The sequence below is a fragment of the Nocardioides sp. P5_E3 genome (assembly GCF_054049275.1).
In genome coordinates, this window is the sequence record NZ_JBFUMR010000023.1 from 23,237 (window position 1) to 45,990 (window position 22,754).

Annotated in this window: 17 protein-coding genes; 7 read left to right on the top strand and 10 right to left on the bottom strand. The window is 70.9% G+C overall.

Going from position 1 to position 22,754, the window contains the following annotated elements:
• Nucleotides 1-162: 162 nt before the first annotated feature.
• Nucleotides 163-1,083: a slipin family protein gene (locus ACXJKB_RS15280; RefSeq protein ID WP_457189790.1), complete on the top strand. Its 921-nt coding sequence runs from the start codon at nt 163-165 to the stop codon at nt 1,081-1,083.
• Between the two features lie 154 nt (nt 1,084-1,237).
• On the opposite strand, the gene ACXJKB_RS15285 is transcribed toward ACXJKB_RS15280, so the two are convergent.
• Nucleotides 1,238-1,834, bottom strand: a complete 597-nt coding sequence (locus ACXJKB_RS15285) for a dihydrofolate reductase family protein (protein WP_457189792.1) — start codon at nt 1,832-1,834, stop codon at nt 1,238-1,240.
• Between the two features lie 1,014 nt (nt 1,835-2,848).
• Between ACXJKB_RS15285 and ACXJKB_RS15290 the strand changes: the two genes are divergently transcribed.
• The 3 genes from ACXJKB_RS15290 to ACXJKB_RS15300 are packed head-to-tail and all read left to right on the top strand — an operon-like array spanning nt 2,849 to nt 6,065.
• Nucleotides 2,849-3,487 carry a hypothetical protein gene (locus ACXJKB_RS15290; protein WP_457189794.1) on the top strand — a complete coding sequence of 213 codons (639 nt, stop codon included), beginning with the start codon at nt 2,849-2,851 and terminating at the stop codon, nt 3,485-3,487.
• A gap of 11 nt (nt 3,488-3,498) precedes the next feature.
• A complete protein-coding gene (locus ACXJKB_RS15295; RefSeq protein WP_457189796.1) occupies nt 3,499-5,424 on the top strand; it encodes an ATP-binding protein in 1,926 nt (641 codons plus the stop codon).
• Nucleotides 5,421-6,065, top strand: coding sequence for a response regulator (locus tag ACXJKB_RS15300; RefSeq protein WP_457189798.1), 645 nt, complete (start codon nt 5,421-5,423; stop codon nt 6,063-6,065). Before ACXJKB_RS15295 ends, ACXJKB_RS15300 begins: the two co-directional genes overlap by 4 nt.
• A gap of 240 nt (nt 6,066-6,305) precedes the next feature.
• Here ACXJKB_RS15300 and ACXJKB_RS15305 read toward each other — a convergent pair whose 3' ends face one another.
• Both ACXJKB_RS15305 and ACXJKB_RS15310 read right to left on the bottom strand, forming a co-directional pair.
• Nucleotides 6,306-6,554 carry a hypothetical protein gene (locus ACXJKB_RS15305; protein WP_457189800.1) on the bottom strand — a complete coding sequence of 83 codons (249 nt, stop codon included), beginning with the start codon at nt 6,552-6,554 and terminating at the stop codon, nt 6,306-6,308.
• Nucleotides 6,555-6,724: 170 nt separating this feature from the next.
• Entirely contained in the window at nt 6,725-6,877 is a 153-nt protein-coding gene (locus ACXJKB_RS15310) for a hypothetical protein (protein WP_457189802.1), read from the bottom strand.
• Between the two features lie 253 nt (nt 6,878-7,130).
• On the opposite strand from ACXJKB_RS15310, the gene ACXJKB_RS15315 reads away from it, so the two are divergent.
• From ACXJKB_RS15315 to ACXJKB_RS15325, 3 genes are all read left to right on the top strand, one after another.
• Nucleotides 7,131-7,301: a hypothetical protein gene (locus tag ACXJKB_RS15315; protein WP_457189804.1), complete on the top strand. Its 171-nt coding sequence runs from the start codon at nt 7,131-7,133 to the stop codon at nt 7,299-7,301.
• Nucleotides 7,302-7,563: 262 nt separating this feature from the next.
• Nucleotides 7,564-8,820 carry an NAD(P)/FAD-dependent oxidoreductase gene (locus ACXJKB_RS15320; protein WP_457189806.1) on the top strand — a complete coding sequence of 419 codons (1,257 nt, stop codon included), beginning with the start codon at nt 7,564-7,566 and terminating at the stop codon, nt 8,818-8,820.
• A 488-nt stretch (nt 8,821-9,308) separates the two neighbouring features.
• Entirely contained in the window at nt 9,309-9,839 is a 531-nt protein-coding gene (locus tag ACXJKB_RS15325; RefSeq protein WP_457189808.1) for a GtrA family protein, read from the top strand.
• A 177-nt stretch (nt 9,840-10,016) separates the two neighbouring features.
• Here ACXJKB_RS15325 and ACXJKB_RS15330 read toward each other — a convergent pair whose 3' ends face one another.
• The 7 genes from ACXJKB_RS15330 to ACXJKB_RS15360 form a co-directional block, all read right to left on the bottom strand.
• On the bottom strand, nt 10,017-11,033 hold the full coding sequence (locus tag ACXJKB_RS15330; protein WP_457189810.1) for a PASTA domain-containing protein: 1,017 nt from the start codon (nt 11,031-11,033) through the stop codon (nt 10,017-10,019).
• Between the two features lie 696 nt (nt 11,034-11,729).
• A complete protein-coding gene (locus tag ACXJKB_RS15335; protein WP_457189812.1) occupies nt 11,730-12,176 on the bottom strand; it encodes a hypothetical protein in 447 nt (148 codons plus the stop codon).
• Between the two features lie 27 nt (nt 12,177-12,203).
• On the bottom strand, nt 12,204-13,004 hold the full coding sequence (locus tag ACXJKB_RS15340) for a COG4705 family protein (RefSeq protein WP_457189813.1): 801 nt from the start codon (nt 13,002-13,004) through the stop codon (nt 12,204-12,206).
• Between the two features lie 246 nt (nt 13,005-13,250).
• Nucleotides 13,251-17,078 (bottom strand): Ig-like domain repeat protein, encoded by a 3,828-nt coding sequence (locus ACXJKB_RS15345; protein ID WP_457189815.1) that lies wholly within the window; start codon nt 17,076-17,078, stop codon nt 13,251-13,253.
• Nucleotides 17,079-17,331: 253 nt separating this feature from the next.
• Nucleotides 17,332-17,820 carry a VOC family protein gene (locus ACXJKB_RS15350; protein ID WP_457189817.1) on the bottom strand — a complete coding sequence of 163 codons (489 nt, stop codon included), beginning with the start codon at nt 17,818-17,820 and terminating at the stop codon, nt 17,332-17,334.
• 255 nt (nt 17,821-18,075) lie between these two features.
• The gene (locus ACXJKB_RS15355; RefSeq protein WP_457189819.1) at nt 18,076-21,177 is read right to left on the bottom strand and encodes a BTAD domain-containing putative transcriptional regulator; all 3,102 of its coding nucleotides are present in this window, start codon (nt 21,175-21,177) and stop codon (nt 18,076-18,078) included.
• 147 nt (nt 21,178-21,324) lie between these two features.
• Nucleotides 21,325-22,740 carry an FAD-binding oxidoreductase gene (locus tag ACXJKB_RS15360; protein ID WP_457189821.1) on the bottom strand — a complete coding sequence of 472 codons (1,416 nt, stop codon included), beginning with the start codon at nt 22,738-22,740 and terminating at the stop codon, nt 21,325-21,327.
• Nucleotides 22,741-22,754: the final 14 nt, after the last annotated feature.

Here is a 22,754-nt window from a genome sequence, read left to right on the forward strand (position 1 = left end):
GGAATGACGTACATCGGGTCGTACGGATAGCCCTGAGTTCTCATTCGAGTCTTCGGCCATCCCTTGGTCGCTGGCAGCCAGGGCTTGCGAGTGAGGCGGATCGTAATCGGTTTGGGCGACGTAAACTGGAGGACGAGGCGGTACCCATCCCCGGAGGTCGTCATGGACGTCCTGCTCTTTGTACTCGCGACAGTGCTCGTGTTCATCGTCGTGGGCCTGTCGGCCAGCGTTCGCGTGGTCAAACAGATCGAGCGTGGTGTGGTGTTTCGGCTGGGGCGCGCCCAGCCAGAGGTCCGGCGGCCCGGCCCGACCATGCTGATCCCTTTCGCGGACCGGATGACGCGGGTCAATATGCAGGTCGTCACCATGCCGGTCCCCGCCCAGGACGGCATCACCCACGACAACGTGACCGTGCGGGTAGACGCGGTCGTCTACTTCCGAGTGATGGACCCCGTGCGTGCGGTCGTCGAGGTGCAGGACTACCAGTACGCGATCTCGCAGGTGGCGCAGACCTCGCTGCGATCGATCATCGGCAAGAGCGAGCTCGACGACTTGCTGTCCGACCGCGAGCGCCTCAATCAGGGCCTCGAGGTGATGCTGGACAGTCCGGCCGTTCCGTGGGGTATCGAGGTCGACCGCGTGGAGATCAAGGACGTAGCGCTGCCCGAGGCGATGAAGCGGTCGATGTCGCGGCAGGCGGAGGCCGAGCGGGAGCGTCGCTCCCGGGTTATCACGGCCGACGGTGAGTACCAGGCGTCCAAGAAGCTCTCGCAAGCCGCGGCGGCGATGACGGCGACGCCGGGTGCCCTGCAGTTGCGCTTGATGCAGACGATGGTCGAGGTGGCGGCTGAGAGGAACTCGACCCTCGTGCTGCCGTTCCCGGTGGAACTACTGCGCTACTTCGAGGCGGCTGCCCACGCCGCCGACCCCGCCGTGCCTCGGGCAGGCATCCCAGATCGGGAACCTGCGCGGGGGGAGTCCGTCCCAGACCTGGCGTCCGCCGCAGACGAGCAGATCTTCGACATTCCGCCGGACGCGGTGCGCGCTTCGCTCGACCAACTCGGCATTTCACACGTGGAGTGAGCGCTCTATACGGCTCGACGCACCGGTCACGTCCCGATCGGAAGGAGTGACCTTGACTCCTCGGGAAGTTGCGCGCGTCCATGGCCCAGAGTTGTCAGTGCCGATCTCGGGAGCTCGAATAGTCCCCTGTCGCGGCGAAATGACGCAGCCCCGTTCATCGGGTGTGGATGGGGTATCGCAGGTGCGTGACCCCGACCCCCTGGATCGATGACGGGCTGCCGAGGACCGCGGGCGTGCCGTCGAGGTGGTCGAAGAGCCGCACGCCTGAGCCGAGCAGGACCGCGGCGATGTCGACGCTGATCTCGTCGAGCAGGCCGGCGTTGAGCAGCTGCTGGATGGTGTCGGCGCCGTGGACGCCGACTGCCTTGCCCCCAGCGGCGGCCTTGGCTTGTGCCACGGCGCTCTCGATCCCGTCGGTCACGAAGGTGACGGTTGAGTCGGCTCGTGGCCAGCCGGCAGGGATCTCATGAGCTAGGACGAACGCGGGTCCCCACGCATGGTTGCCTCCCCAGCCGCCGGCGACGTCGAACGTGCGGCGACCAGTGAGCACGGCGCCGAGCTCGGACGTGAGCTCCCGGACGTGCTGGGCGCTCGACTCGGACATCGAGAACGTCATGGGGTTCGATCCGCCGGTGTGGATCTGGACATCTCCCGAGCTGGCGTACCAATCGAAGACCGCGGCCACGCCGTCGTCGGGATCGGCAACGAACCCGTCTAGTGACATGGACATGATGGCGACAACCTTGGACATGGCAGTGGTCCTTCCTGTGGTGGAGGTGGAGGCAGCTCGTCGCTCGCCCCTGTCCATCCCACGAACGAAGGTCCGCGGATACGACACGGTAAGCCCGGTCAGATCCACCCCTCACGCGACGAGGAGCGGCGCTAGAGATCCGAGCAGCTCAATGCGCACCAGCTACCGCGGTCGTTGGCGGCGGAAGGACGCGCCTGAGCGGATCGCCCTGAAGAGCTCGCCTCGCCGCGGTCAGCAGCGGGTCACATGTAGGTGGCTGATGCTTCGACGCGCTATGTAGTCATCCGCTAGGTAGGCCACCACGTCTGGGTCGGACGTGTAGTTGACGGGAGGACCGCCTGGTACACCCCGAACACCATCATCAAGTTTCCTCAGGCGAAGAACGGCACCCACGCGCCGGTTTGCGTCGCGCCCGGTGATGGCGGGTTCATAGGGATCTCCAAGTATCTGAATGGGGCGGTGAGCGAAGGATGCGTTACGGCCGAAGGCCTTCATTGATCGTGACGCCATGCTCGTCCGACGCCAAGGGCGGCCGACACACGCGGCCGGGAGTTTCACCACGAATCCGGCGGCGTTTGGTGTGGGTCGGAGGACCGGCGCCAAAGGCGTAAATGCAGTGAGCTTCTCGCTTTAGAATGGGCAGTCGCCGCTCTCGAGGGGTCCCATGTCACCTCGAGGATGCGGTTGAAGGCGTGCGCCGGCACGCGGCGGAAGCACGCTGACCAAGTTCCCGCTCTGCCAGTGGATGGCGCGGGGGTCCGGTCGCGAGGTGGTCGACGGCGTCGGGACATGGTCAGGACATTGCGGCGATGGAATCGGGACTGTGGTTGCGGGACGGTCGGGACGTTGGTTCGAAATCACCCGAGAGGATCCACCATGTCGTCCCACACTGTCTCCTACCCGGTCGTCACTGCGCCGGCCCGCAAGCCGGGAAGGCTCCGCCGTACCGGACTGGGCATCGCCGGCCTCTTGGCCTGCGCCCTGCCGGTCGTCTGGACCGTCAACCTCAGCCGGATGCTGCTGGTCGGTGAGCTCGACGAGCACCGCTTCCACCAGTTGACCGGCCAGGGCCTGTTCCTCTGTGCACTCTGGCTGATCGGCCTGGTTCCGCTGCTACGTGCGGGGTGGGTCGGCCGCCGACCGTCCTCCGCGGCAGGACTGCTTCATCTCACCTTCGTCGGTACGGGGACCACGTGTGCGGTCGCGGCGACGGGCGGCGGCGCCCCTGCGCTGATGGTGGTTATTGCGATCACCGGCGCACTGGTCTGGCTCGCGCTGCCGGTGCGGCCGCGGCTGCGGCTGGCCGTCAAGGTCGACCCGCTTCTCGCTCCGCTCGCGCTGGTCGCCGCGGCGGTGAGCACCCCGTACGTCATCGATCAGATCGCGCTGCAGAACGCCGCGACCGGAAATCACGCGCACAACCCGCACCTCTTCGACATGGCGTGGATGGTGAGCGTCCTGGTCGTCCTGGGGATCTTGGCTGCGGTCTTCCCGGCCGTGCGGAGGCTCGGTCTGCTCGCCGGCGCGGGTTTCGCGTGGACTGGTGCCATGGGGCTGCTGCTCGGCGCGGACCGGCCGTTCACCGGGCTCGCGATGGCGGTCGGGGTCGCGATGGTCGGCGTTTCGGCCCGCCGCGGCCGCGCGCTGATCTAGGCTCACGCGCCATGGCCAGCACCCGCGTGGCGGTCGCGTCCGCGCTGTTCGCGGGGGTGATGACCTTCGCCGCCTTGTGGCTGGTCACCGACGCCGGCCTGTGGGGGCTCACGGGGGCCCGTGAGCTCCCCATCGACGTCGCCATCGGTCTGTCGTACTCCGCCGCGGCCGTCCTGGTGGTCTCGGGCACCGGCGGCAGACCGATGGGCTGGCTGCTGCTCTTCATCGGCCTGTGCGGAGCTACCGCGTCGCTCGGCACAGCTGTGGCGTTGACGTCCACCGGTCCGGCGGCGTTGGTGAGTGCCGCGGCGAACGTCCAGAGCTGGATCTGGGTCGGCGGATTCGTGCCGCTGTTCACCCTGGTGCCGCTGCTCTACCCGGACGGTCGTCTCCCCGGCCCGCGCTGGCGGCCATGGGTCGCCGCCTCCGTCGTCGGGATGGGCCTCCTCGCGGTCGGGTCCGCGACGTACCCAGGCCCGGTGGCGCAGGGGGTCTTCCTTCTCGGGGTGGGACTGCTGGTGCCGTCGTGCATCGCGGGTTTGACCGCGATCGTCGTCCGCTGGCGCCGGTCGGACGGGTTGGTGCGGCGCCAGGTAGCGGTGCTGCTGGTGACGGCCACCATCCTGGTTGTCGACGTCGCGCTTCAGCCGCTCCTCGGTTGGCCCGTGGGTGCGCTCACCCAGGCGGTCGCGGTCGCGCTCGTGCCGGCTGGCATCGCCGTCGCGGTGACCCGGCACCGCCTCTACGACCTCGACCTCGCGGTCTGCCGCGCGATCAGCGGGCTCAGCCTCGCGGTGTGCCTGGCTGCGATCTACGTAAGCCTCTTCCTGCTCTCATCCAAGGCGCTCCCGGGCGGTCCCACGGTTGGAGCGGCGACCGCCGCAGCGGTCACCGGGCTGCTGTTGCATCCGCTCGGCGTGCGACTCAACCGAGGCGTCGACCAGATGTTCTACGGCGACCGCGCGGATCCCGCACGGGTGCTCGAGGCGACTGCGTCTGGGTTGCGTGAGGGCGTCGACCTCGCCGAAGTGCCCGTCCGGGTCTGCCGGGTCGTCGTGGAGTCCCTGCGGCTCGGGTCGGCCGCGCTGGTTCTCGGCGGCGACCGGGAGACGACCCCGCTGGCGGTGGCCGGCACGCCGGCCGGCCCGGTCACCGAGATGCCGATGCGGCACCGCGGCGAGGTCGTCGGCGCCCTGCGGGTCACCGCCCGCCCGGGCGAGCCTGGGCTGACGACCCGGGACGCCGAGATCCTGGCGGTCGTGTGCGACCAGGTGGCACCCGCGGTGGCCGCACTTCGGCTCTCCGAACGGCTCCAGCACAGCCGCGCGGCCCTCGTCACCGCTCGCGAGGAGGAGCGGCGACGACTACGACGCGACCTGCACGACGGCGTCGGCGCCGTTCTCGCCGGCGTGCGCCTGCAAGTGGAGACGGCCCAGTCGCTCGTCTCCGACCCGGCGGCGGGCGGACTGCTCCGGTCGGCGGCCAGCGGCGTTGCCACTGCCGTCGAGGACCTGCGGTCCATCACCGATGACCTGCGACCGGCTGCCCTCGACGACCTGGGGTTGGCCGAGGGCTTGCACGCGCTGGCAAACCGGATGAGCACACCGGGCACGGCGATCGCGGTCGAGGTCCATCTGGAGGGCGCCCTTCCGGCGGCGGTCGAGGTCGCCTGCTACCGGATCGCAGGCGAGGCATTGGCGAACGCCGTGCGTCACTCCGGCGCCCACCGCGTCACACTGCGCGCGGAGGCGACGCCCCACTGGATGTCGCTCCGGGTCGAGGACGACGGCGCCGGCCTGCCCGAGAAGATCCGGGCCGACGGCCTGGGCCTTGCGTCGATGCGCCAACGTGCGGAGGAGATCGGCGGCAGGCTGGGCGTCACAAGCACCGGCACTGGCACGGTGGTGCACGCCGAGTTGCCGATGGAGGCACGATGACCAGGATCCTGCTCGTGGACGACCACCCGTTGTTCCTCGACGGCGTGCGCGCCGCTCTGACCGGTACGGGCGACCTCGAGGTCGTCGGCGAGGCACCCAACGTCGCCGAGGCCGTCGCCCGGGCCGCCGAGCTCGTCCCGGACGTGGTGCTCATGGATCTGAACCTGCCCGACGCCTCCGGGGTAGAGGCCACGGCGCGGATTCTCGCAGCCAGGCCGGAATCCAGGGTGCTGATGATGACGATGAGCGCCGACGACGACGCCGTCGTCGCCGCGATGCGTGCGGGCGCACGGGGGTACATCGTCAAGGGCACCGGCCGCGACGAGCTGCTCCACGCGATTCGGACGGTCGCGGCCGGTGGAGCCGTGTTCAGTCCCACCGTGGCCGACCGACTCGGGCGGTTCTTCACCGGACTCGCGGTCGGTGGCGGCCGAGAGGCGTTCCCACAGCTGACCGGCCGGGAGCTCGAGGTCCTCGACCTGGTCGCCCGCGGCCTCGAGAACCGCCGGATCGCCCGGGAACTGCACTTGTCCGACAAGACGGTGCGCAACCACGTCTCCAACGTGATGGCCAAGCTCGACGTCGAGGACCGCTCCGCGGCCATCGCCCGGGCACGCGCGGCCGGATTGGGCGACGTCTAGCGCAGCACGTCTGCGGCTCGAGCTCGGCAGCAGCGTCATTCTGGGCGCTGTGCAGCGCCTACGGGGCAGGTCCTGTCGGGAGGGTCGGCGCAGGTCCCAGCGGGGGAGTGACGCCCCGCCGGCAATCCGGAGTCGGCCGCAGCTTTCGCCGGCGCGTGACGCCGTTCGAGGTGTCGCCCCTGGCCTGCGGAGACGCGGGTCAGGGGCTGGGCTCATTTCGAGCGGACGTTCGGTGATCGCCTACGCGGTGTCGTCCGTGGGCTTGGGCCGCCGCCGGAACTCAGCGCGAATGCCGCGCGTCAGGTGCCACGAACCGATGACCAAGAAGGCAATCGCTACGACGTTTGCCGCGGGGTCTGTGTCCCACGAGACCCCGCCGAGCACGTATGCCAGGAAGAGCAGCGCCAGCCCGGTCAAGATCGAGTACCAGCCATCGCTCAGCAGCCCCACCGTCATGAGACGCGAGGCGGCGGCACGCAGGGACTTCACGCGCTGCAGGCTAACGGTGGCCGCGCGGCCGCAACACCCATCTGGGAAACGAGCTCGACTCGGCAGATCCGGTCATCCGGACGTTCGAGTCGGCGCCACACGCGAAGCAGGCAACGTCATGGTGTGCGGCTGCTGAGACGACCAGGACCCATGACGTTCCGGCCCGACGATCAGCCGCGCCGCCCGATCACGGGGGAGTGGCGGTATCCGAGCTCGTCGTGCGGCTGGTCGCGGAGTGAGGCGCCCGCGAACGAGTCGCGGCTTGCGAACCGGGCCAACGCAAGCAGGCCGAGGAAGATGATGGCGACGGCGATGAAAGTCATGGCAGGTCCTTCCGTGTGAGTCCCCGCCGGGTGCGGGAAGTGATCGTTAAATACGAAACGCAGCCCGTATCGTTATTATTCCGACGACGTGCACGCTCACGCCCCGAACACGTCCGGAACCATTGCCAGTCCCGACGAGCTCTGCGATGCCCTCACCGCCCAGCCGGTCCTGTCGCAGCAGTCCTTCTCACGGGCGGTACGGCGCTGTACGCGCCAACTGGCATTCGGCGCGAACGTTGCTATGGTCGAGGCCATGGAGGCGAACATGGTGCTCGTGGCGGCTGCGCCCGACCTCGCCCACCTGCCCTCCCACGTGCCGTCCGGCGCCGCTCTGCTCGCCCTCGAGCTCAGCGAAGAAGCGCGCGGCATCCGTGGTCTCGACGTGCTGCGTCGCAGCGTCGACCGCGCCCCTCCCGTCCGCTGAGCTGACCGTCCCCGGGTGCGCCGCGTCGCGGCACCCGTTCCTCGACGCGCTCGACGTCCGGATCGTCCGCCAGCTCCAGGACGCTCGCATCCCTCGTACAGGACGGCACCTCCGGGACCTGCACCCGCTGCGTAGCCCGCGTGAGCCAGCTGCGCTCGAGACCGTCCCGTGGCAGACGACGTGAGCCGGCTGCGCCCACCTCGTCGCCTGCTGTCGTCCACCCGACCCCGCTCGTCTCCACCCTCACGAAAGCCCCTCAGCCATGCCCCAGTCCGTTGCCATCGTCGGAGCCGGAATGGTCGGACTCGCGACCGCCTGGCACCTCCAGGAACACGGCATCCACGTCACCGTCCACGAACGCCATCACGTCGCTGCCGGCTCCTCATGGGGCAACGCCGGCTGGCTCACCCCCGCCCTCACCGCACCCCTGCCCGAACCTGCCGTCCTGCGCTACGGCGTCCGTGCCGTCGTCAGCCCGTCCTCACCCGTCTACGTCCCGCTTCGGCCCGACCCGCGGCTGCTTCGGTTCCTCACCGGGTTTGCCCGCCACAGCACGGAGCGGCACTGGGGACGCGGCATGCGCGCCTACGCCCCCATGAACCGCCGCGCCCTCGAGGCTTTCGACGAGCTCACCGACAACGGTGTCGCGGCCACCACCCGGCCGGCGGAACCGTTCCTCGCAGCCTTCCGCACGCCTGAGGAGCGCGCAGGACTTGTCGACGAGCTCGAGCACATCCAGGACGCGGGCCAGGCCGTGAAGTACGACCTCCTCACCGGCCACGAGGCCCGCGGCATCGAACCGGCCCTGTCCTCAGCAGTCGGGGCAGTCATCCGCCTGCACGACCAGCGCTACATCAACCCGCCGGCCTTCGTCGGAGAGCTCGCTCGAGCGGTCGTGGACCGCGGGGGCCGGATCGTCGAAGGCGCTTCCGTCTCCGGCGTCCATCCCGGGAACGGCGGCGCCTACCTCACCACCCGCGAAGACGTCGACGGCACCAACCGCTACGACGCCGTCGTGCTCGCCAACGGCGCTTGGATCGGGCGCCTCGCTCGCCAGTTCGGCGTACGGCAGCCCGTCCAGGCTGGCCGCGGCTACTCCTTCAGCGTGGCCGGCGAGCACCTTCCGTCCACGCCCGTGTACTTCCCCTCCCAACGAGTAGCCTGCACGCCGCTCCACGGCCCCGACGGAACGCGGCTGCGCGTCGCCGGGATGATGGAGTTCCGCGACCCCGACGCAGCACTCGACCAACGGCGTATCGACGCGATCGTCAACGCCGCGCGCCCTTTGCTGAACGGCGTCGACCTCGACGACCGTCGTGACGAGTGGGTCGGGTCCCGCCCGTGCACCGCAGACGGCCTGCCGCTCATCGGGGGCACCCGCGCACCCGGCGTGTACGTCGCGGGCGGGCACGGCATGTGGGGCATCGCCCTCGGACCGCTGACCGGCAAGCTCCTCGCCCACCAGATCGCCACCGGAGTCGCGCCGCCAGAGCTCGTGGCGTTCGACCCGCTGCGCTGACCCACCCCAGACCGCCCCGAGCCTGACCGTCATCCAGCCAGTACGCCTCGTACCCCGCTGGCAACGCAGGCTTCGCACCGCCGCCGCTCATGGACCGTGAGCGACGCGCGGCGTGAATCTGCCCGCGCCCCCACGACCTCGCAAAGGACATCCGCGTGCGTACGCACACCCATCAGCACCAGCTGGCCACCCCCGTTCCGGACTCGACGCCACCGGAGCACAGACCGAACACCGAGGGCATGCCCGGCGATTGGGATCACTTGGGAGCCCGCGCACATGGGCGGACGGCGGATGCTTCGACCACACCGTTGGACGCGACACTGGCCGCGCTCGAGCTCGAGCGACGAGAGCAGCTCTGCGACTGAGGCCCTCGGCAGGCGCAAACGGCTCTGGTCCGCGCGTGTACGGGGAATAGTCCCCGTTCGCGTGTGTTCAGACTGGGTGTGCGCGCCATCGACCCTTCTGCTGCCGCTGTGACGCGAGGGTCGATGCCCTCGGCGCGTGACACGAGCCGAGCGGGGAACATCCTCGGCACGCGCTACCAGCGGATGCTGGCTGAGCTGGGCCGGTTCCTCACCGTGGGGGGCGTCGCCACGATCGTCGCCTTCATCCTCTTCAACGGGCTGGTCCACGGCTTCAGCACCGGCAACCACCCGCTCCTCAGCGATCGACCGATCCTTGCCTACGTGCTGGCCAACACCGTCGGCATGGTGATCAGCTACCGCGGCGCCAGGAGCTGGGCATTCCGAGACCGCCCGCCGCGTCAAGCCGACGGCGGCCGGTCGGCGTACGTGCTGATCAACCTGGTCACGATGTCGCTTCCCATCGCGTGCCTCATCGTCAGCCGCGACGTGCTGGGTCTCGACGACCCGTTGTCGGACAACATTTCGGCCAACGTCATCGGTCTCGTGCTCGGCCTCGGTGCGCGGTTCTACCTCTTCCGCCGATTCGTCTTCCGGCGTCCGGTCACGCGGCGCAACCAGGTGGCACAGAGGTCGGAGCTCGTCGACGCGCCGTAGATCATCACCGACCGGCGCAACCAGTTTGGCCGGGATGATCTACGGAGAGCATCCGGATCTCGCCAGATCCGCGCACCACCAGCGGCGAACGGGGGTGGAGGAGCGCACGCGCGACAAGTTTGGAGACCGTCGACCTTCCCAGACCGGAGCTGGCGCGCCTACCCAGCACGACAGCGGTCAGTCGTCGAGTACATCCCCGTCGTCGCGGGTCCGCACCCAGGGCGGCGGTCCGAGACCACTGCCGCCCGGAAGGGTCACGGAGACGACCGCGATGGCTCCGTCGTCGTCCTCGAAGAGGTCGATCGTGAGCTGGCACCCGAGCTCCGGTCCGTCGCCAGGACCGGCGCCGCTGACCGTGAGCACGACGCGAGTGGGAGCGTCAGCGACGCCGGCCGGGCTCGACGTGGGGAGGCCGCAGGTGGTGGGCGGTGGTGGTCCACTGGTGATCGAGACGACTGGCTGTCCGAGGTCGTTGGCCACGGGGCGCACCGCGTAGGCCACGACGGGGTCGCGCACGCGCCAACGCCAGTCGGGCGAGGTGGCCGAGTGGGTCCCATCGGCGGTCCCGGCCGCCTCGCCGTCGACGTAGAGCCGCACCTCTGGCGCGAGGCGCGGGCGGGCCGAGCCGGAGACGAGGAAGCGCAGGAACGCCCACGCCTGGACGCGTCCGGCGGCGTCGGCAGGGCAGCTCCACGACGGGGTCGCCGTCGCGATGACGACCACGACCTCGTCGAGCCGGACCGTGTCGCCGGAAGGCGGCACGGACCCCAGCACCTGCCCGGCCGGATCACACTGGGGCACTGGGTCGACCCGCGACGAGATGCCGGCGCGCCCCAGCGCGCTGACGGCCTCGGCGGAGGTGAGGCCTACGAGGGCAGGCACCGTCGCGGCCCTCCGCTCGACCTTCTCGGGGTCGGGCGGACCGGTCAGGATCGTGACCGTGAAAGCCGCCGCGACGACGGCGATGAGCACGACGACGGCGAGCAAGGGGCGGCGAGACGGCCCGCCGAGCACCTCCTCACGCAGGGCGGGAACGACGACCTGGTCGGGGTCGGCGGAGCGCACGATGCGGCGTCGCTGGTCCTCGATCACGCGATCGACCACCGCCGCGGCGCGGTCCGCCGGCACGCCGAGCTCCGTCGCCATCTCGACGAGTCTCCGGTGGCGCGCAGCTCGGTAGTCCTGGAGGTCCATCTACCGCTCCTGGCCCTGGCGTCGGGAGTCGTCGAGCGCGTCGGCCGGGATTGCCGGTTCGGTGCGCGGCCAGCGCCGGCCGTCGACGACGAGCCACTTCTCGTCACCGGTGCGCGCCATCCGTTGAGTTTCGCAGAACTTGGCGGCGCTCCGGTCGTGATCGCCAGCGCCAGCTCGGTCGCCGGGTACCTGGTCGGCATGGGCATCGGCGGCGTCGGTTCGGCATCTGGAGTGGAACGATCCCGGCTACCGCCAATCCGCAGCGATCCACGCCCGCCTCCGTCAGGTCCATGACCTCTTCCGGACAGGCCCGCTCCACAAACTGCGCAACCCGGAACGCAGGACGAGCACGAGTACGGCTTCGTGACGGGCAACGGGGGATCCCACGAGTTCGCTGTGATCGACCGATCCTCCAAACGGCTGCAATTGGTCGTCGCCTCCGACAACCAACAGGACGCGCGCACCGCTCGCTCATCGGCAGATCCGGTCATCCGGACGTTCGACTCGACGCCACAGGCGAAGCCCGGTCGTTCGGGGACCCATGAACTTCGTCAAGCGCACCGTCCCGCCGCCGCCGCCCCCTACGAAGTCAGCTCCTCGAGAACGCTCCACTCGGGGTGCGGGCGCGTCCCCGAGCCAAGTCGACGGCCCGGGTCCTATCCATCGTCGGGGCTCGTTGCACGGAGCAGCACGTGTCTAGAGCGTGCCTGCGCTGGCTGTGTGGCCGATGACGGTGACCGGGATGCCGAGGTGTCCCAGGCGGTGCTGGAGGTCTTGGTGCAGACGGATCGTGAGCGCGTGTTCGTGGACTGCGAGCAGGATCTCGTCGATCGGTTCCGCGTGCAGGACGTGCTCCAGGGTGTCCATCGGATCGTGCTGGACTGAGACGGAGCCGACGACGTGGCCTGCGGCGGCTCGTTCGAGCTCGGGGAGCGTGGCACGCAGGACCTGCTCGGCTGCGGCGGCCTTGTCGTGGCGTTCGGGGTGGAGGAGGTGGACCTCGGCGCGAGCGGGGTTGGGGACGACGACGCGGAACTGCGTCGGGGTCTGCGCCGTCTTGTGCCGGATCGCGTCGAGCAGCTCGGGGGTGGGTTCAGCGGTGTCGGTGACGATCAGCACGCGGCGGGGGTGGGTGTCGTTCACGGGTCTTCTCCTGGTGATCAGGTGGTGTCAGGTGGTGGGCCGGTCCTCGATGAGTCGCGGTTGTTCCTCGGTGCGGTCGACCTTGGTGATGGTGAGGTAGACCACGGTGGCGGTGATGGCTCCCAGGAAGAGCAGGGAGGTCCACAAGGTGCCGAGGCCGAGTCCGCCCTCGTCGCGGGGGGCGGAGAGGAAGTCGCCGATGTTGGCACCCAGCGGGCGGGTGAGGATGTAGGCCAGCCAGAAGGAGAGCACCGGGCCCATGAGGCCGGTTCGCCATCCGATGAAGACGGCGGCGATGAGACCCGCGGGGAGCAGGATCGAGGGGCCGGGGCCCCAGCCGGTGAGCTCGAGGGTCCAGTCGCCGACGGCGGTGCCCAGTGCGAAGGTCACGAGCACGACCAGCCAGTACCAGGCCTCGCGCTGGGTCGTGTTGATCGAGTGGATCGACAACGTGCGCTCACGGGCGTACCAGAGGCTGAAGACGGCGGCGAGGAGGACGGAGAACGTCACCGAGCTGATCCACAGCGGTACGCCTCGCGCGTCGGTGAGGTTGTCGGTGAGCAAGGTGCCCACGACGCTGATCAGCACCACCGCGAGCCAGTAGATCCGCGGGACGTAGCGCGCCTGTCGGAACTGGATCACCAACGCGATGACCAGGGCCGCGCCGAAGAGCAGCGTGGTGTTGGTCAGGCCGAGGCCGAGGGTCTCGTTGATGTAGTCGGCGAGGCTCTCTCCCACGGTGGTGCACAGGATCTTGATGACCCAGAACCAGAGGATGACCTCGGGGACCTTGTTCGCCAGACGGTGGGTGGCGGTGTCGGTGCTCATGCGCACCACGATGGAGCTCGCCACCTGACCGCAACCTGACTGGGTACGACGCGGACTCCAGCGCTCCGTCGCCGACCCTGCGACGCCGGGTCCTCGGGACCGAGTGGTTCCGCGAGGTGGGCCGCACACCCGGGAAGGAGCTCCTCGGCGACATCTTCGCGTCCTGCTCCACCGAGCAGTGTCGGTGAACGCCACAGCGGGCAGGAGCCCGAAGCCTCCTGCCCGCTGTGGGTCTGCTGCCTGCTGCTACTTCAGCCGCACCGTCCGGGGTGAGGCCTTGCTGGAGGAGTAGCTCCCGGTGGCGGCGAAGCTCGTCCGGACGACGACCTTCGCGGGCCTGAGCTTGCCGCCCTTGCCCTTCGCCTTGGTGGGCATGGTGACCGTCACCTTGCCCGAGGCCGGCAGGGTCACCGTCCGCGTGACCAGCCCGCCCCGGAGACCCACCCTCACCGTGCCGGTGGTCGGCACTCCGCTCACGGCGCCGGCGACGGTCACCGTGACCTTGACCTTCTTGCCGCCCTTCCTCGAGACCGCCTTCACCCGGGTGCTCGTCGCCTTCGGCGAGACCGTGTAGGGCGCGGAGGTGACGGCGGACGCGTCCGCGTCGGCCGAGCCCAGGTAGCGGGCCGAGACGACGTACGAGCCGGCGGCGAGCGTGTCCGGCAAGGCGTACGACGCGCGGCCGGCGCCGTCGAGCGGGACGGTCACGGTCGTCGTACCGACGCTCAGCTCGACGTCGCCCCCACCCACGGCTCCGCCGACGGTGACCGAGGCCGTGGCCGCGGGCGAGCCGAAGACCGACGAGGCGTCGCTCAGGGCGACGACGGTCGTCGGCGTCGCCTTGGCGAGGGTGAACGCGACCGGGGCGGACGTCGATCCGGTCGTCACCGCCGTCTCACCGAAGGCAGCCGTGAGGGCGTGCGCGCCCGCACCGAGGCCGCCGGGCACGGTCAGGGTGGCGACCCCGTCGGCGACCGGGCCCGTGCCGAGCACGGTCGCGCCGTCGGTGAAGGTCACCGTGCCGCCGGTCTCGCCCCCGGCCACCGCGGCCGTCAGGGTGAGCGCCTGACGGAGGGTGGGGGCTTCGGGCGAGACCTCCAGCGTCGTCGTGCTGGTGTCGCGGACGCGGAGCTCACCCGTGGCGACCCGGCCCGTGGCCGAGGCCGTCGCCGTGAGCGTGAGCGCACCGCGAGGCGTCTCCGCGGGCACCACCAGGTCGGCGGTCGCGGTCCCGTCCGCGTCGGTGACCGAGGTGACCGACGCCAACCCGGTCCCCGTGAAGGTGACCGCCTCGCCGGCGCGGAAGCCGGTCGAGGAGACGCTCGCGGTGGTGTCCGGGGTCGTCGTGGCGGGCACGGTGATGGTCCCGCCGTCGAGCACGCCCTCGAGCTCGGCGCAGACCGGACCCGGGGTGCCGACCGGAGGCAGCGGGCTCGGCGTGGTCGGCGGCGTGCCGCTCGGCAGCAGGCCGTCGTCCTCCCGGATGCGGGTGAACACGATCGCCTGCTTGCCCTGCACCGCACCCGAGACGTTGATGATGCTCGCCTTCACGCTGGTCGAGGCGCTGGTGCTGTCGGCGCGGTCGCCCTGCACGGCCGCGGTGACGACCTGGCAGGTCTCGCCCGGGGCGAAGGTGACCTTCTCCATGGTCGCGCCGGCCCGGGACGTGGTCGACCCGAGGAGGGAGACCCACCCGGTGACGGGAACCGTCGCGGGCGCGTCCAGGTAGGCCGCCAGGTCGACGGTGCCGGGAGCCGAGCCCTCGTCGACGCTCGGTGCGTAGACGTTCACGACCGGCTCGGTCCTGTTGTCCGCCGTGCCGACCGACGAGCTCTCGAACGCCAGGTCGGAGAGGTAGGCGCCGCCGGTGGCGACGGCATCCACCCCCTCCGCGGCCGTGAACTGGACCTCGCGGATGTCGCTGGTGTCGAGGCCCGCGGTCGCGAGGTCGGCCACCGGCACGTTGACCTGGTGCAGGACGACCTTCTTCAGCGTGCTCGTCGCAGCGGTGCTCGCGGACGTCGGCATCCGCACCAGGGCGTACGGGTTGAGCTCCGAGACGAGCGAGCTCCAGCTCTGGCCCTGGCCGTCGACGACGGTCATGGTCAGGTCGGTGCCGGTCGTGACCGTCTCGTCGGCGGCCATCTTGACCGAGAGCCGCTCGAAGGCGCCGGCGTCCCGCTTGCCGGCAGGCACGGTGACGCGGATCGCGCCGGTCGCGCTGGACCACACCATCCGGGTGACCGGGGTGGCCGGCACGTTGCCGCCGTTCGACGCGGGCGTCCAGTGGGGCAGCTGCGAGCTCGCCATCGTGGTCGTGCACGCCGCCAGGTCCTGCGGGGTGGTCCGACCGCTCATGCTGGCGCACGGGTTGGCCGTCGCGGTCCCGAAGGTCCGGACCAGCGAGGACGCCTTCTCGAAGGTCGTGATCGTCGCGCGTGAACCCGACGGAGCGGTGGCCGTGGTGCGCACGTCCTCACCGGCCAGCGCCTCGGGCACCGACCCGGTGCCGTCGAACATCGGCAGGAACTGGTCCTCGCCGCCGAGGGTCAGTCGGAACCATGCGGCCATGTACGACGTGCCCTGGTCGTACTGCTCGGCCGGGGTCATCCGGATCGAGGTCGCGGACACGGTGGCGTCCGTGCCACACGTGGGCTCGGTCCGCCGGGCGGCGCTGTTGCTCCAGTCGTCGCTGACGCTGTAGGCGTACTCACCCGGCGTCCAGACGGTGTTGTAGAAGTTGTGGTTCGCGCCCATCACCCACGTGCCCGTGCGCAGCACGTCGTCGCCGTACGCGTAGCGCGAGTCGTCGAGCATGTGCTGGCCCTGCTGGTTGGAGACGTCCCCGTCGCAGTAGGGAAGGATCACGTTCATCGGGACGTGGGGCACCGTCATCCGGCCGAAGTCGACCGGCGCGAGCGGCAGGATCGACTCGATCGACCAGGGGTCGGCCAGCGCCTGGTTCAGGGTCGCCGCCGAGGTCACCCCCTCGCCGCCGCGCGAGTGACCCATCATGCCGATGGTGCTGAGGTCGAAACGGCCGACCAGCGATGCCGGCGTCACGGTGTCGAGCTCCGGGGCACCGTTGACGAAGCCCGGTGCGCGCAGGGCGTAGGACGCGGAGCCCTCGGTGAGCGCCTGGGCGAGGGAGACGTCGCGGCCGGTGAAGGCGTCGTGGTAGCTGACGGGCTCCCCGGCGGTGGCCTTCTCGAGCATCGTCAGGGTGTCGAGCAGCAGCTGGCCGCGCGCCTGCGCGCCCTGGTCCGCGGAGAGCTCGTTGTCGTTGGAGTTGACCGCATTGGCCGAGATCGAGACGACGGCGTAGCCGCGGCTCGCCAGCGCGCGGGCGGTGCCGTCGTAGCCGGCGTAGCTCGGGATCGACATCCGACCCGTGTCGTACGGCGCCTCGGCGGGACCGGGCGCGGCCGTGCAGGGCCACCGGGCCGGGTTCGACGGTGTGCCGGCAACCGCGGTGTAGCAGGAGGTGTGACGGCCGTGGAGCAGGATCACGGTGGGTCGAGCCCCGCCCGTGGTCGGGAGGTAGACCTTGCCCTCCATCTCGCCACGCACGCCGCCGATGGCGGACAGCGCGACGGCCTGGTCACCGAACTTGTAGATCGATTCAGTCCACTCGAAGTCACCGGGCGCACTCGGGTCGGCAGCCAGCGGGTCCGCGACCGCCGCGGCGTCGGGCACGGTGACCGCGCGCGACGGCGTACCGTCACCGACGGGCGCCTGGCTGGCCCAGCCCGCCTCGGCGGACGACGCGTCGAGCACCGCCGGGTCGGTCGTGAACGTGGTGAGCGAGCGGCCGTCGGGGGACTGGGTCGCGAGTCCGATCGACTCCCCGTCGACGACGAGGGTCGGGGCGTCCGACCTCATGGGCAGCGGACCGTCGAGGTCCACGGTGACGAGATAGCCGCCCGGGGCACGGGTGACGGACCAGCCGTCTCCCGAGGCGGATGTCCCGGTCGGTTCGGCGGATGCCGGTGCCGCGGTGAGTGCGGCGAGGGGGGCGACGAGGAGGACGGCCGACAGGCCGACTCCTGCTCGACGTCGGAGGGTGAGGCGCACGTACAACTCCTGGGGAGTCCGGTCGCCACGGCTCGCGGCTGCATCGACGCGAGCCGAGAGCGAGACTTGGTGTCGAGGTTGAAACGTTATGAGCGGCCGTTTACGGGCGCGTTTCGTTCCGTTGACGGCGGGGTCACGCCACCGTCGCTCGTGTGAAGATCTCGGTCCTGCGACCTGCGCGCCGTCCGCCCACGAGCGACCCGACGCCGGGTTCGGGGACCGGTGCCTCGAGCACGGGGTGCCGGGGGAGTGGTCAGCCCTTGCCGGCCTGCGGTAGGTCCAGCTCGTGCTCGTCGATGAAGGCGTCGATGTCCGCTTGGCTCGTCTGGCCGTCAGCCAGGGCCTTCCTGGCCGCTAGCAGGTGTTCGTTCGGAGCTGACAGCTCCAACGCGATGTTGTCGGGGTCCCGGAAGTTGAGGTGGAACCCGAACTCCATGTCGCGGATGGGTGTGTAGGTCACGCCCAGCTCGTCGAAGCGACGCTCCCACTCCTCCAGGTCAGCGCGCGACGCTGCGGTGAGGCCGAGGTGATCGAGTCCCGTCGTCAGCTCGGTGAATGCACCGCCGAGTGCCTTGTCGTGCTTCATCAGCGACAGGGTGAACCCGGTGCCGGGGTGCATGAAGATGCGTCCGTAGCCGACGTCCAGGACCAGCACGAAGTCGAGCACGGAGGTGTAGAAGTCCTGGCTCGTGTCGAGGTCGGAGACGGTGAGAGACACGTGGTCGACCCCTGCGAACGTCACCATCGAAAGCCTCCCTCTCGACCAGCGGCGCCTGCCACCACGAGACGTGGCGCGGCAGTCCATCATGACCTCCGGAGGTGCCAGACGGATAGGCACGAGCCGGAGGAGGCCGGGTGCTGCTCCTGGTGGCGCTGGCCATCACGCTCGTGGTGCCAGTGACGAGCTACGCACCCTTGCTCCTGCTCCTAGACGCCGATCCAGCAGCGCGGGCCTGGCGACGACTGCGTACCTGACTGGACCTGCCGGGGAGCGATCTCAGGAGGTCGGGAACGGAGCGGCGTCCGCGGCCCGCTCGAGCCGCCCACGCCACAACGTGCTGCCGGTGCGTGCGAGGGCGTCCAGCCCGGCTGCCGCGGCCTTCGCCGCCCGGTCCGGGTGACCGGTGGCTGCCTCGGCCTCGGCCAGCATCGTGTAGACGATCGGGTCGTGCATCCGGGTGCCCGTCGCGCGGTATCCCTCCGTTGCTGACCGGGCGAGCTCCACTGCATCGGATGCGTGGGTGGCGCCGGCGATCGCATCGCCCCAGCTCTCGTTGAGCGCGGCGAAGTGCCCGAGCAGGTCGGCTCCGGCGAGTCGCCCCAGCCTCGCGCCCTCGACGCCGTCGTCGTGGGCCTTGTGGGGCTCCTCGAACGCGGCGTACATCATCCCGCGGGTGGCGAGGGCGTCGCTCTCGTCCGCCGGTCCCGAGAGGTTCGCCTGGTGCACCATCTCGTCGGCGACGGCGATCGCGTCGTCCCGGCGTCCCGCCTCGGCGAGCGCATGGCACAAGAACATCCGGATGCGTACGGCCGGGTCCCCGAAGGCCATGACGAGCACGCCGACCCCAGCGCCTTGCGCGAGCTGGAGGGCACGCTCGAGCTCCTGCACGGCGGGCTCGGCGTCGCCGAGGCACCACAGGACCGAGCCGCGGGCGAGACGGCCCAAGAGGGTGAAGCGATCGGCGGCCTCCGGACCCTGTGCTGATGCGGCGTGTGCCAGTACGACGTCGGCGAGCTGCTGGACGGCGGCGAAGTCGCCCGCCATGAGCAGCCACAGGTAACGGCGGTAGATCGCTGCGAACACGTCGGGCCCGGGCTCGAGCCCGAGCGCGAGCTCGAGGGCACGTTCGAGAGCGGCGCCGGCCTCCGGCGCGCCGAGACCGAGCCGGGTCATCGCGAGCGTCCCGCGGCGCGCCTGCAGGGCCAGCTCGAGGCCGTCGCGCGCGGCGCCTGCCGGGACCCGCTCGAGAAGGCCGAGGGACTGGTCGATGAGCTCGTCGGCGTGGTCGAAGGCCAGCTGCGTCATCGCCCGGTCGACGGCCTGGGTCGCGGTGGAGATGACGAGCCCTGGTTCGACGAGGTCGCCCCCCGCCATGAGCTGGTGGACGAGGTCGTCGACGTCCACCTCGGGGCGCTGCGCCATTGCTTCGCCGACGGCCGCGTGCAGGCGCATCCGTGCGCGGGCGCCCAGCTGCGCGTACAGCGCCTCACGGATCAACGCGTGCTGGAAGTGGAGGACCGGGGCGGGGGAGCCGACCTCGACGGTGAGTCCGGACGCCACCGCCGCGGCAAGCCCGGCGTCGACGTCGTCCGGGGGCAGTCCCGAGACCACCTCGAGCAGGCCGAGCTCGCAGTCCCTCCCCACCACCGCTGCGACGTCGAGCAGCCGCCGGGCCTGGACCGGCAGCCGGCTCAGTCGATGGGTGAGGACGTCGTGCACCGTCTCGGGGATGTCGTCCCACGCCAGGTGCGGGTGGGTGGAGTCCCGCACCAGCCGGGCCAGCTCCTGGAGGAAGAACGGGTTGCCGCCCGTGCGCGCGGCGGCCCGGGCAGCCAGGGCCTCGTCGGGCTGCCAGCCGAGACGTACGGCGAGCAGGTCCCGCGACGCCTCCTCCGGCAGTCCGGACATGCGGAGGCGTTCGGTGGCCGGCGTCCGCGCGAGCCGAGCGAGCATCGATCCGAACGCTCCTGCTGGCGCTGCGTCCTCCACGCGGTAGGTGCACAGCAGCACGATCGGGGCGTCGCTGACCATCCCGGCGAGCGTCGACAGGAGCAACAGGCTCGCCTCGTCGGCCCAGTGGAGGTCCTCCAGCACGACCAGCAGGGGGCCGGACCGGCGCGCCTCGCCGACGAGGAGGTCCGCCACCGCGTCGTGCAGCGCCGCCTGGGTGAGGTTGGACCCCTCGGCCATCCCAGCAGTGCCCATCACCACACCAGCCGGACCGTCACCCGGGACGCCCGGCAGGTTGCGAAGGACCTGCGCCCACGGCCAGTAGGGCGTGCCGTCGCTCGTCTCGTTGGTCCGGCCGACGGCCACCACCGTGCCGGCGGCACGAGTCCTCGCGGCGACCTCCTCCACCAACCGGGTCTTCCCGATCCCGGCCTCGCCCGACACCACCCAGACCGCACCGTGGCCCTGCGCGCCGCGACGTACGGCCCGCTCGAGGAGGTCGACCTCGGCGTCGCGACCCAGGAGGGGGTGCCTGCCCGCCGGTCCCGTCGTTCCCGCTGCTTCAGGTGGACTGGCCGGCACACCTTCCACGACGGCTGCGGTCCGCAGCGGGGACCAGTCCAGCGTCGGGTCCTGCTGCAGGAGCTGGGCGTGCAGGCGTCGAAGCGCGGGACCGGGATCCACCCCCACGTCCTCGGAGAGCTGGTCGCGCAGTGCGTGGTAGGCGGCCAGGGCGTCGGTCTGTCGACCGCTCCGGTAGAGCGCCAGCAGCCGCAGGGCGTGGAGGCTCTCCCGCAGCGGCTCGCCGACGAGCAGGTGCTCCGCCGCGGTGGCCGCGTCCGGCGCCCGTCCGACCCCGAGGAGGGCCTCCACCCGTGTCTCCCGGGCACGCAGCACCAGGTCGGCGAGCCGCTGTGCCTCGGCGGCTGCCACCGGCCCGAGCGCGTCGACCACATCGCTGAGCGGGTCTCCCGTCACCAGGGCCAGCCCCGCGTCGAGCAGCTCGAGGGCGGCGCCGGGATCGGTGGTCACCCGGGCGCGAGCCGCGTCGGCCAACCGGGTGAGGCGCCAGGCGTCGAGGGCGCCCTCGGGCAGCTCGAGGACGTACCCGGGCGCACGACGCGTCACCCGGACCGACGGGGGCTCGACCCTGTCACCGCTGGCGGTGTCGCCGAGAGCGCGGCGCAGGCGGGACACGCACACCTGCAACGACGAGAGCGCGGACTCGGACGTCGAGTCCCCCCACAGCTCGGTGAGCAGTCGGTCGACGGACACGACCCGCCCGGCGTCGGCTGCCAGCAGTCCCAGCAGGCCGCGCTGCAGCGGCGAGGAGATGCCGCACGCGCGCCCGTCGACCGTGGCTGACACGGGACCGAGCACGCGTACGAGCGTCTGCGGCGCGGGTGCCGCGCCGGGCTCCAGTGTCACGCGATGCTCCGATCGGGGTGCACAGACCGAGACACTAGGGTCGCTCGGGCCTCGGCGGAAGCCGATTCGCACCGCACGTACGTCGAAGGAACGCCGAGGTGGCCACCACACGCCCCCCGACGTGTGGTGACCACCTGGTGGAGCCGGTCAGACGGGCCGGTTGCTGCGGAACACGCCTGCCGGGTCGGTGGAGGCCTTGACCTGGCGCAGGCGCGCCCGAGAGGTGACGGAGAAGGTGGACCCGAGGTCGGACTCCGCGCCCAGGAAGTTGAAGAGCGTCCGTCCGCTCCGCTGCCCGGCCAACGCCGTACGCACCTCGCCGAACGCTGCCTCGATCGCCTCCGGCAGGCCAGGAGCCACCGGGACGCCGAGGCAGAACACGGAGTACTCCTCCGCGATCGCGCCATTGGGTCCGTCCGCGGGGGTGGCCCGGGTGAGGGCGCCGCCGAGGTGGCGGATCTGCACCACCGCCAGGGGGATGTCGGCGTCGGCGCCGGCTGCATCGACCAGCCGGTCCAGCGTCGCGTCGTCCAGACCTCGCAGCAGCTCGGAGTACTCCTGGGTCGGCATCGGGTCGACCGGCTCGGCGGCGATCCCGCCCAGCTGCGACAGCGGGACCACGCCGACCGTGTCGATGACCTGTGCGGGCAGCTGCCGCAGTCGGCTGAGCAACCGGTTGGCCTCAGTCTCCGAGCCGAGGAACGTCAGGTCCACCGACACGAAGGAGCGTCCCCGCAGAAGCTCGGGAAGCTCCGGCATCGGCGGGAACCTGAACAGGTGTGCCCACAGGGTGAGCTCGTCGGGAGCATCCGCCGTGATCTGCCGGAACGCGCGCAGGACAGGGCGGGCCATCTCCAGCGGCCACAGCATCCTGCCGCCGACGATCGGACCCACGTGGTCGAGCATGATCTCGACGGCGAGGACGACCCCGAAGTCGCCGCCCCCACCGCACATCGCCCAGAAGAGCTCCGGGTCGGCGGAGGGCGAGATCCGTCGACGGGCCCCCGTTGCGTCGACGATCTCGAAGGCGACGACGCTGTGCGCGGTGAGCCCGAGGGCACGGCTGAACCAGCTGAGCCCGCCACCGAGGGTGAACCCGACGACACTCGGGTCCGGGCTGCTCCCGGCCAGGGCCATCAGCCCGGTCGGCTCCAGAGCGGCGAGCAGGGTGCCCCACTTGACCCCTGCGCCCACGCGGGCGACGCGACGCTCGACGTCGATGGTGAGGTCCTGGAGCGCGCCGGTGCGCAGCAGGACGGTCCCGGTGAGGGCGGTCGTGGCCCCGTGGCCGACGGGCTGGGTCGAGACGCTCAGGCCGTGGCGGGCCGCGCACCCGACGGCGACGACCACGTCGTCCGGGGTGTGCACGGTGACGACGGCGATCGGGTGCTGGTCGACGTTGACCGACCAGCCCAGCCGGGCCAGGTCCCAGCCCTCGTGCGCCGGCAGCAGCACGCGTCCGGGCAGGAGGGTCTGCAGCTCGTCCAGCGCGGGGCCCACGTCCTCGTGGGAGGGCAGGGGTCGGAGGGCGGCGAGCGGCGAGCGGCTGTCGAGGTCGGTCATGGCAGTGCCTTTCG

Coding starts and splice junctions, on each gene's coding strand:
- ACXJKB_RS15330 (WP_457189810.1), bottom strand. CDS start 11,033: ATGGACCTCCAGGACTACCGAGCTGCGCGCCACCGGAGACTCGTCGAG.
- ACXJKB_RS15280 (WP_457189790.1), top strand. CDS start 163: ATGGACGTCCTGCTCTTTGTACTCGCGACAGTGCTCGTGTTCATCGTC.
- ACXJKB_RS15290 (WP_457189794.1), top strand. CDS start 2,849: ATGCTGCTGGTCGGTGAGCTCGACGAGCACCGCTTCCACCAGTTGACC.
- ACXJKB_RS15315 (WP_457189804.1), top strand. CDS start 7,131: ATGGAGGCGAACATGGTGCTCGTGGCGGCTGCGCCCGACCTCGCCCAC.
- ACXJKB_RS15295 (WP_457189796.1), top strand. CDS start 3,499: ATGGCCAGCACCCGCGTGGCGGTCGCGTCCGCGCTGTTCGCGGGGGTG.
- ACXJKB_RS15320 (WP_457189806.1), top strand. CDS start 7,564: ATGCCCCAGTCCGTTGCCATCGTCGGAGCCGGAATGGTCGGACTCGCG.
- ACXJKB_RS15325 (WP_457189808.1), top strand. CDS start 9,309: ATGCCCTCGGCGCGTGACACGAGCCGAGCGGGGAACATCCTCGGCACG.
- ACXJKB_RS15310 (WP_457189802.1), bottom strand. CDS start 6,877: ATGACTTTCATCGCCGTCGCCATCATCTTCCTCGGCCTGCTTGCGTTG.
- ACXJKB_RS15285 (WP_457189792.1), bottom strand. CDS start 1,834: ATGTCCAAGGTTGTCGCCATCATGTCCATGTCACTAGACGGGTTCGTT.
- ACXJKB_RS15300 (WP_457189798.1), top strand. CDS start 5,421: ATGACCAGGATCCTGCTCGTGGACGACCACCCGTTGTTCCTCGACGGC.
- ACXJKB_RS15360 (WP_457189821.1), bottom strand. CDS start 22,740: ATGACCGACCTCGACAGCCGCTCGCCGCTCGCCGCCCTCCGACCCCTG.
- ACXJKB_RS15340 (WP_457189813.1), bottom strand. CDS start 13,004: ATGAGCACCGACACCGCCACCCACCGTCTGGCGAACAAGGTCCCCGAG.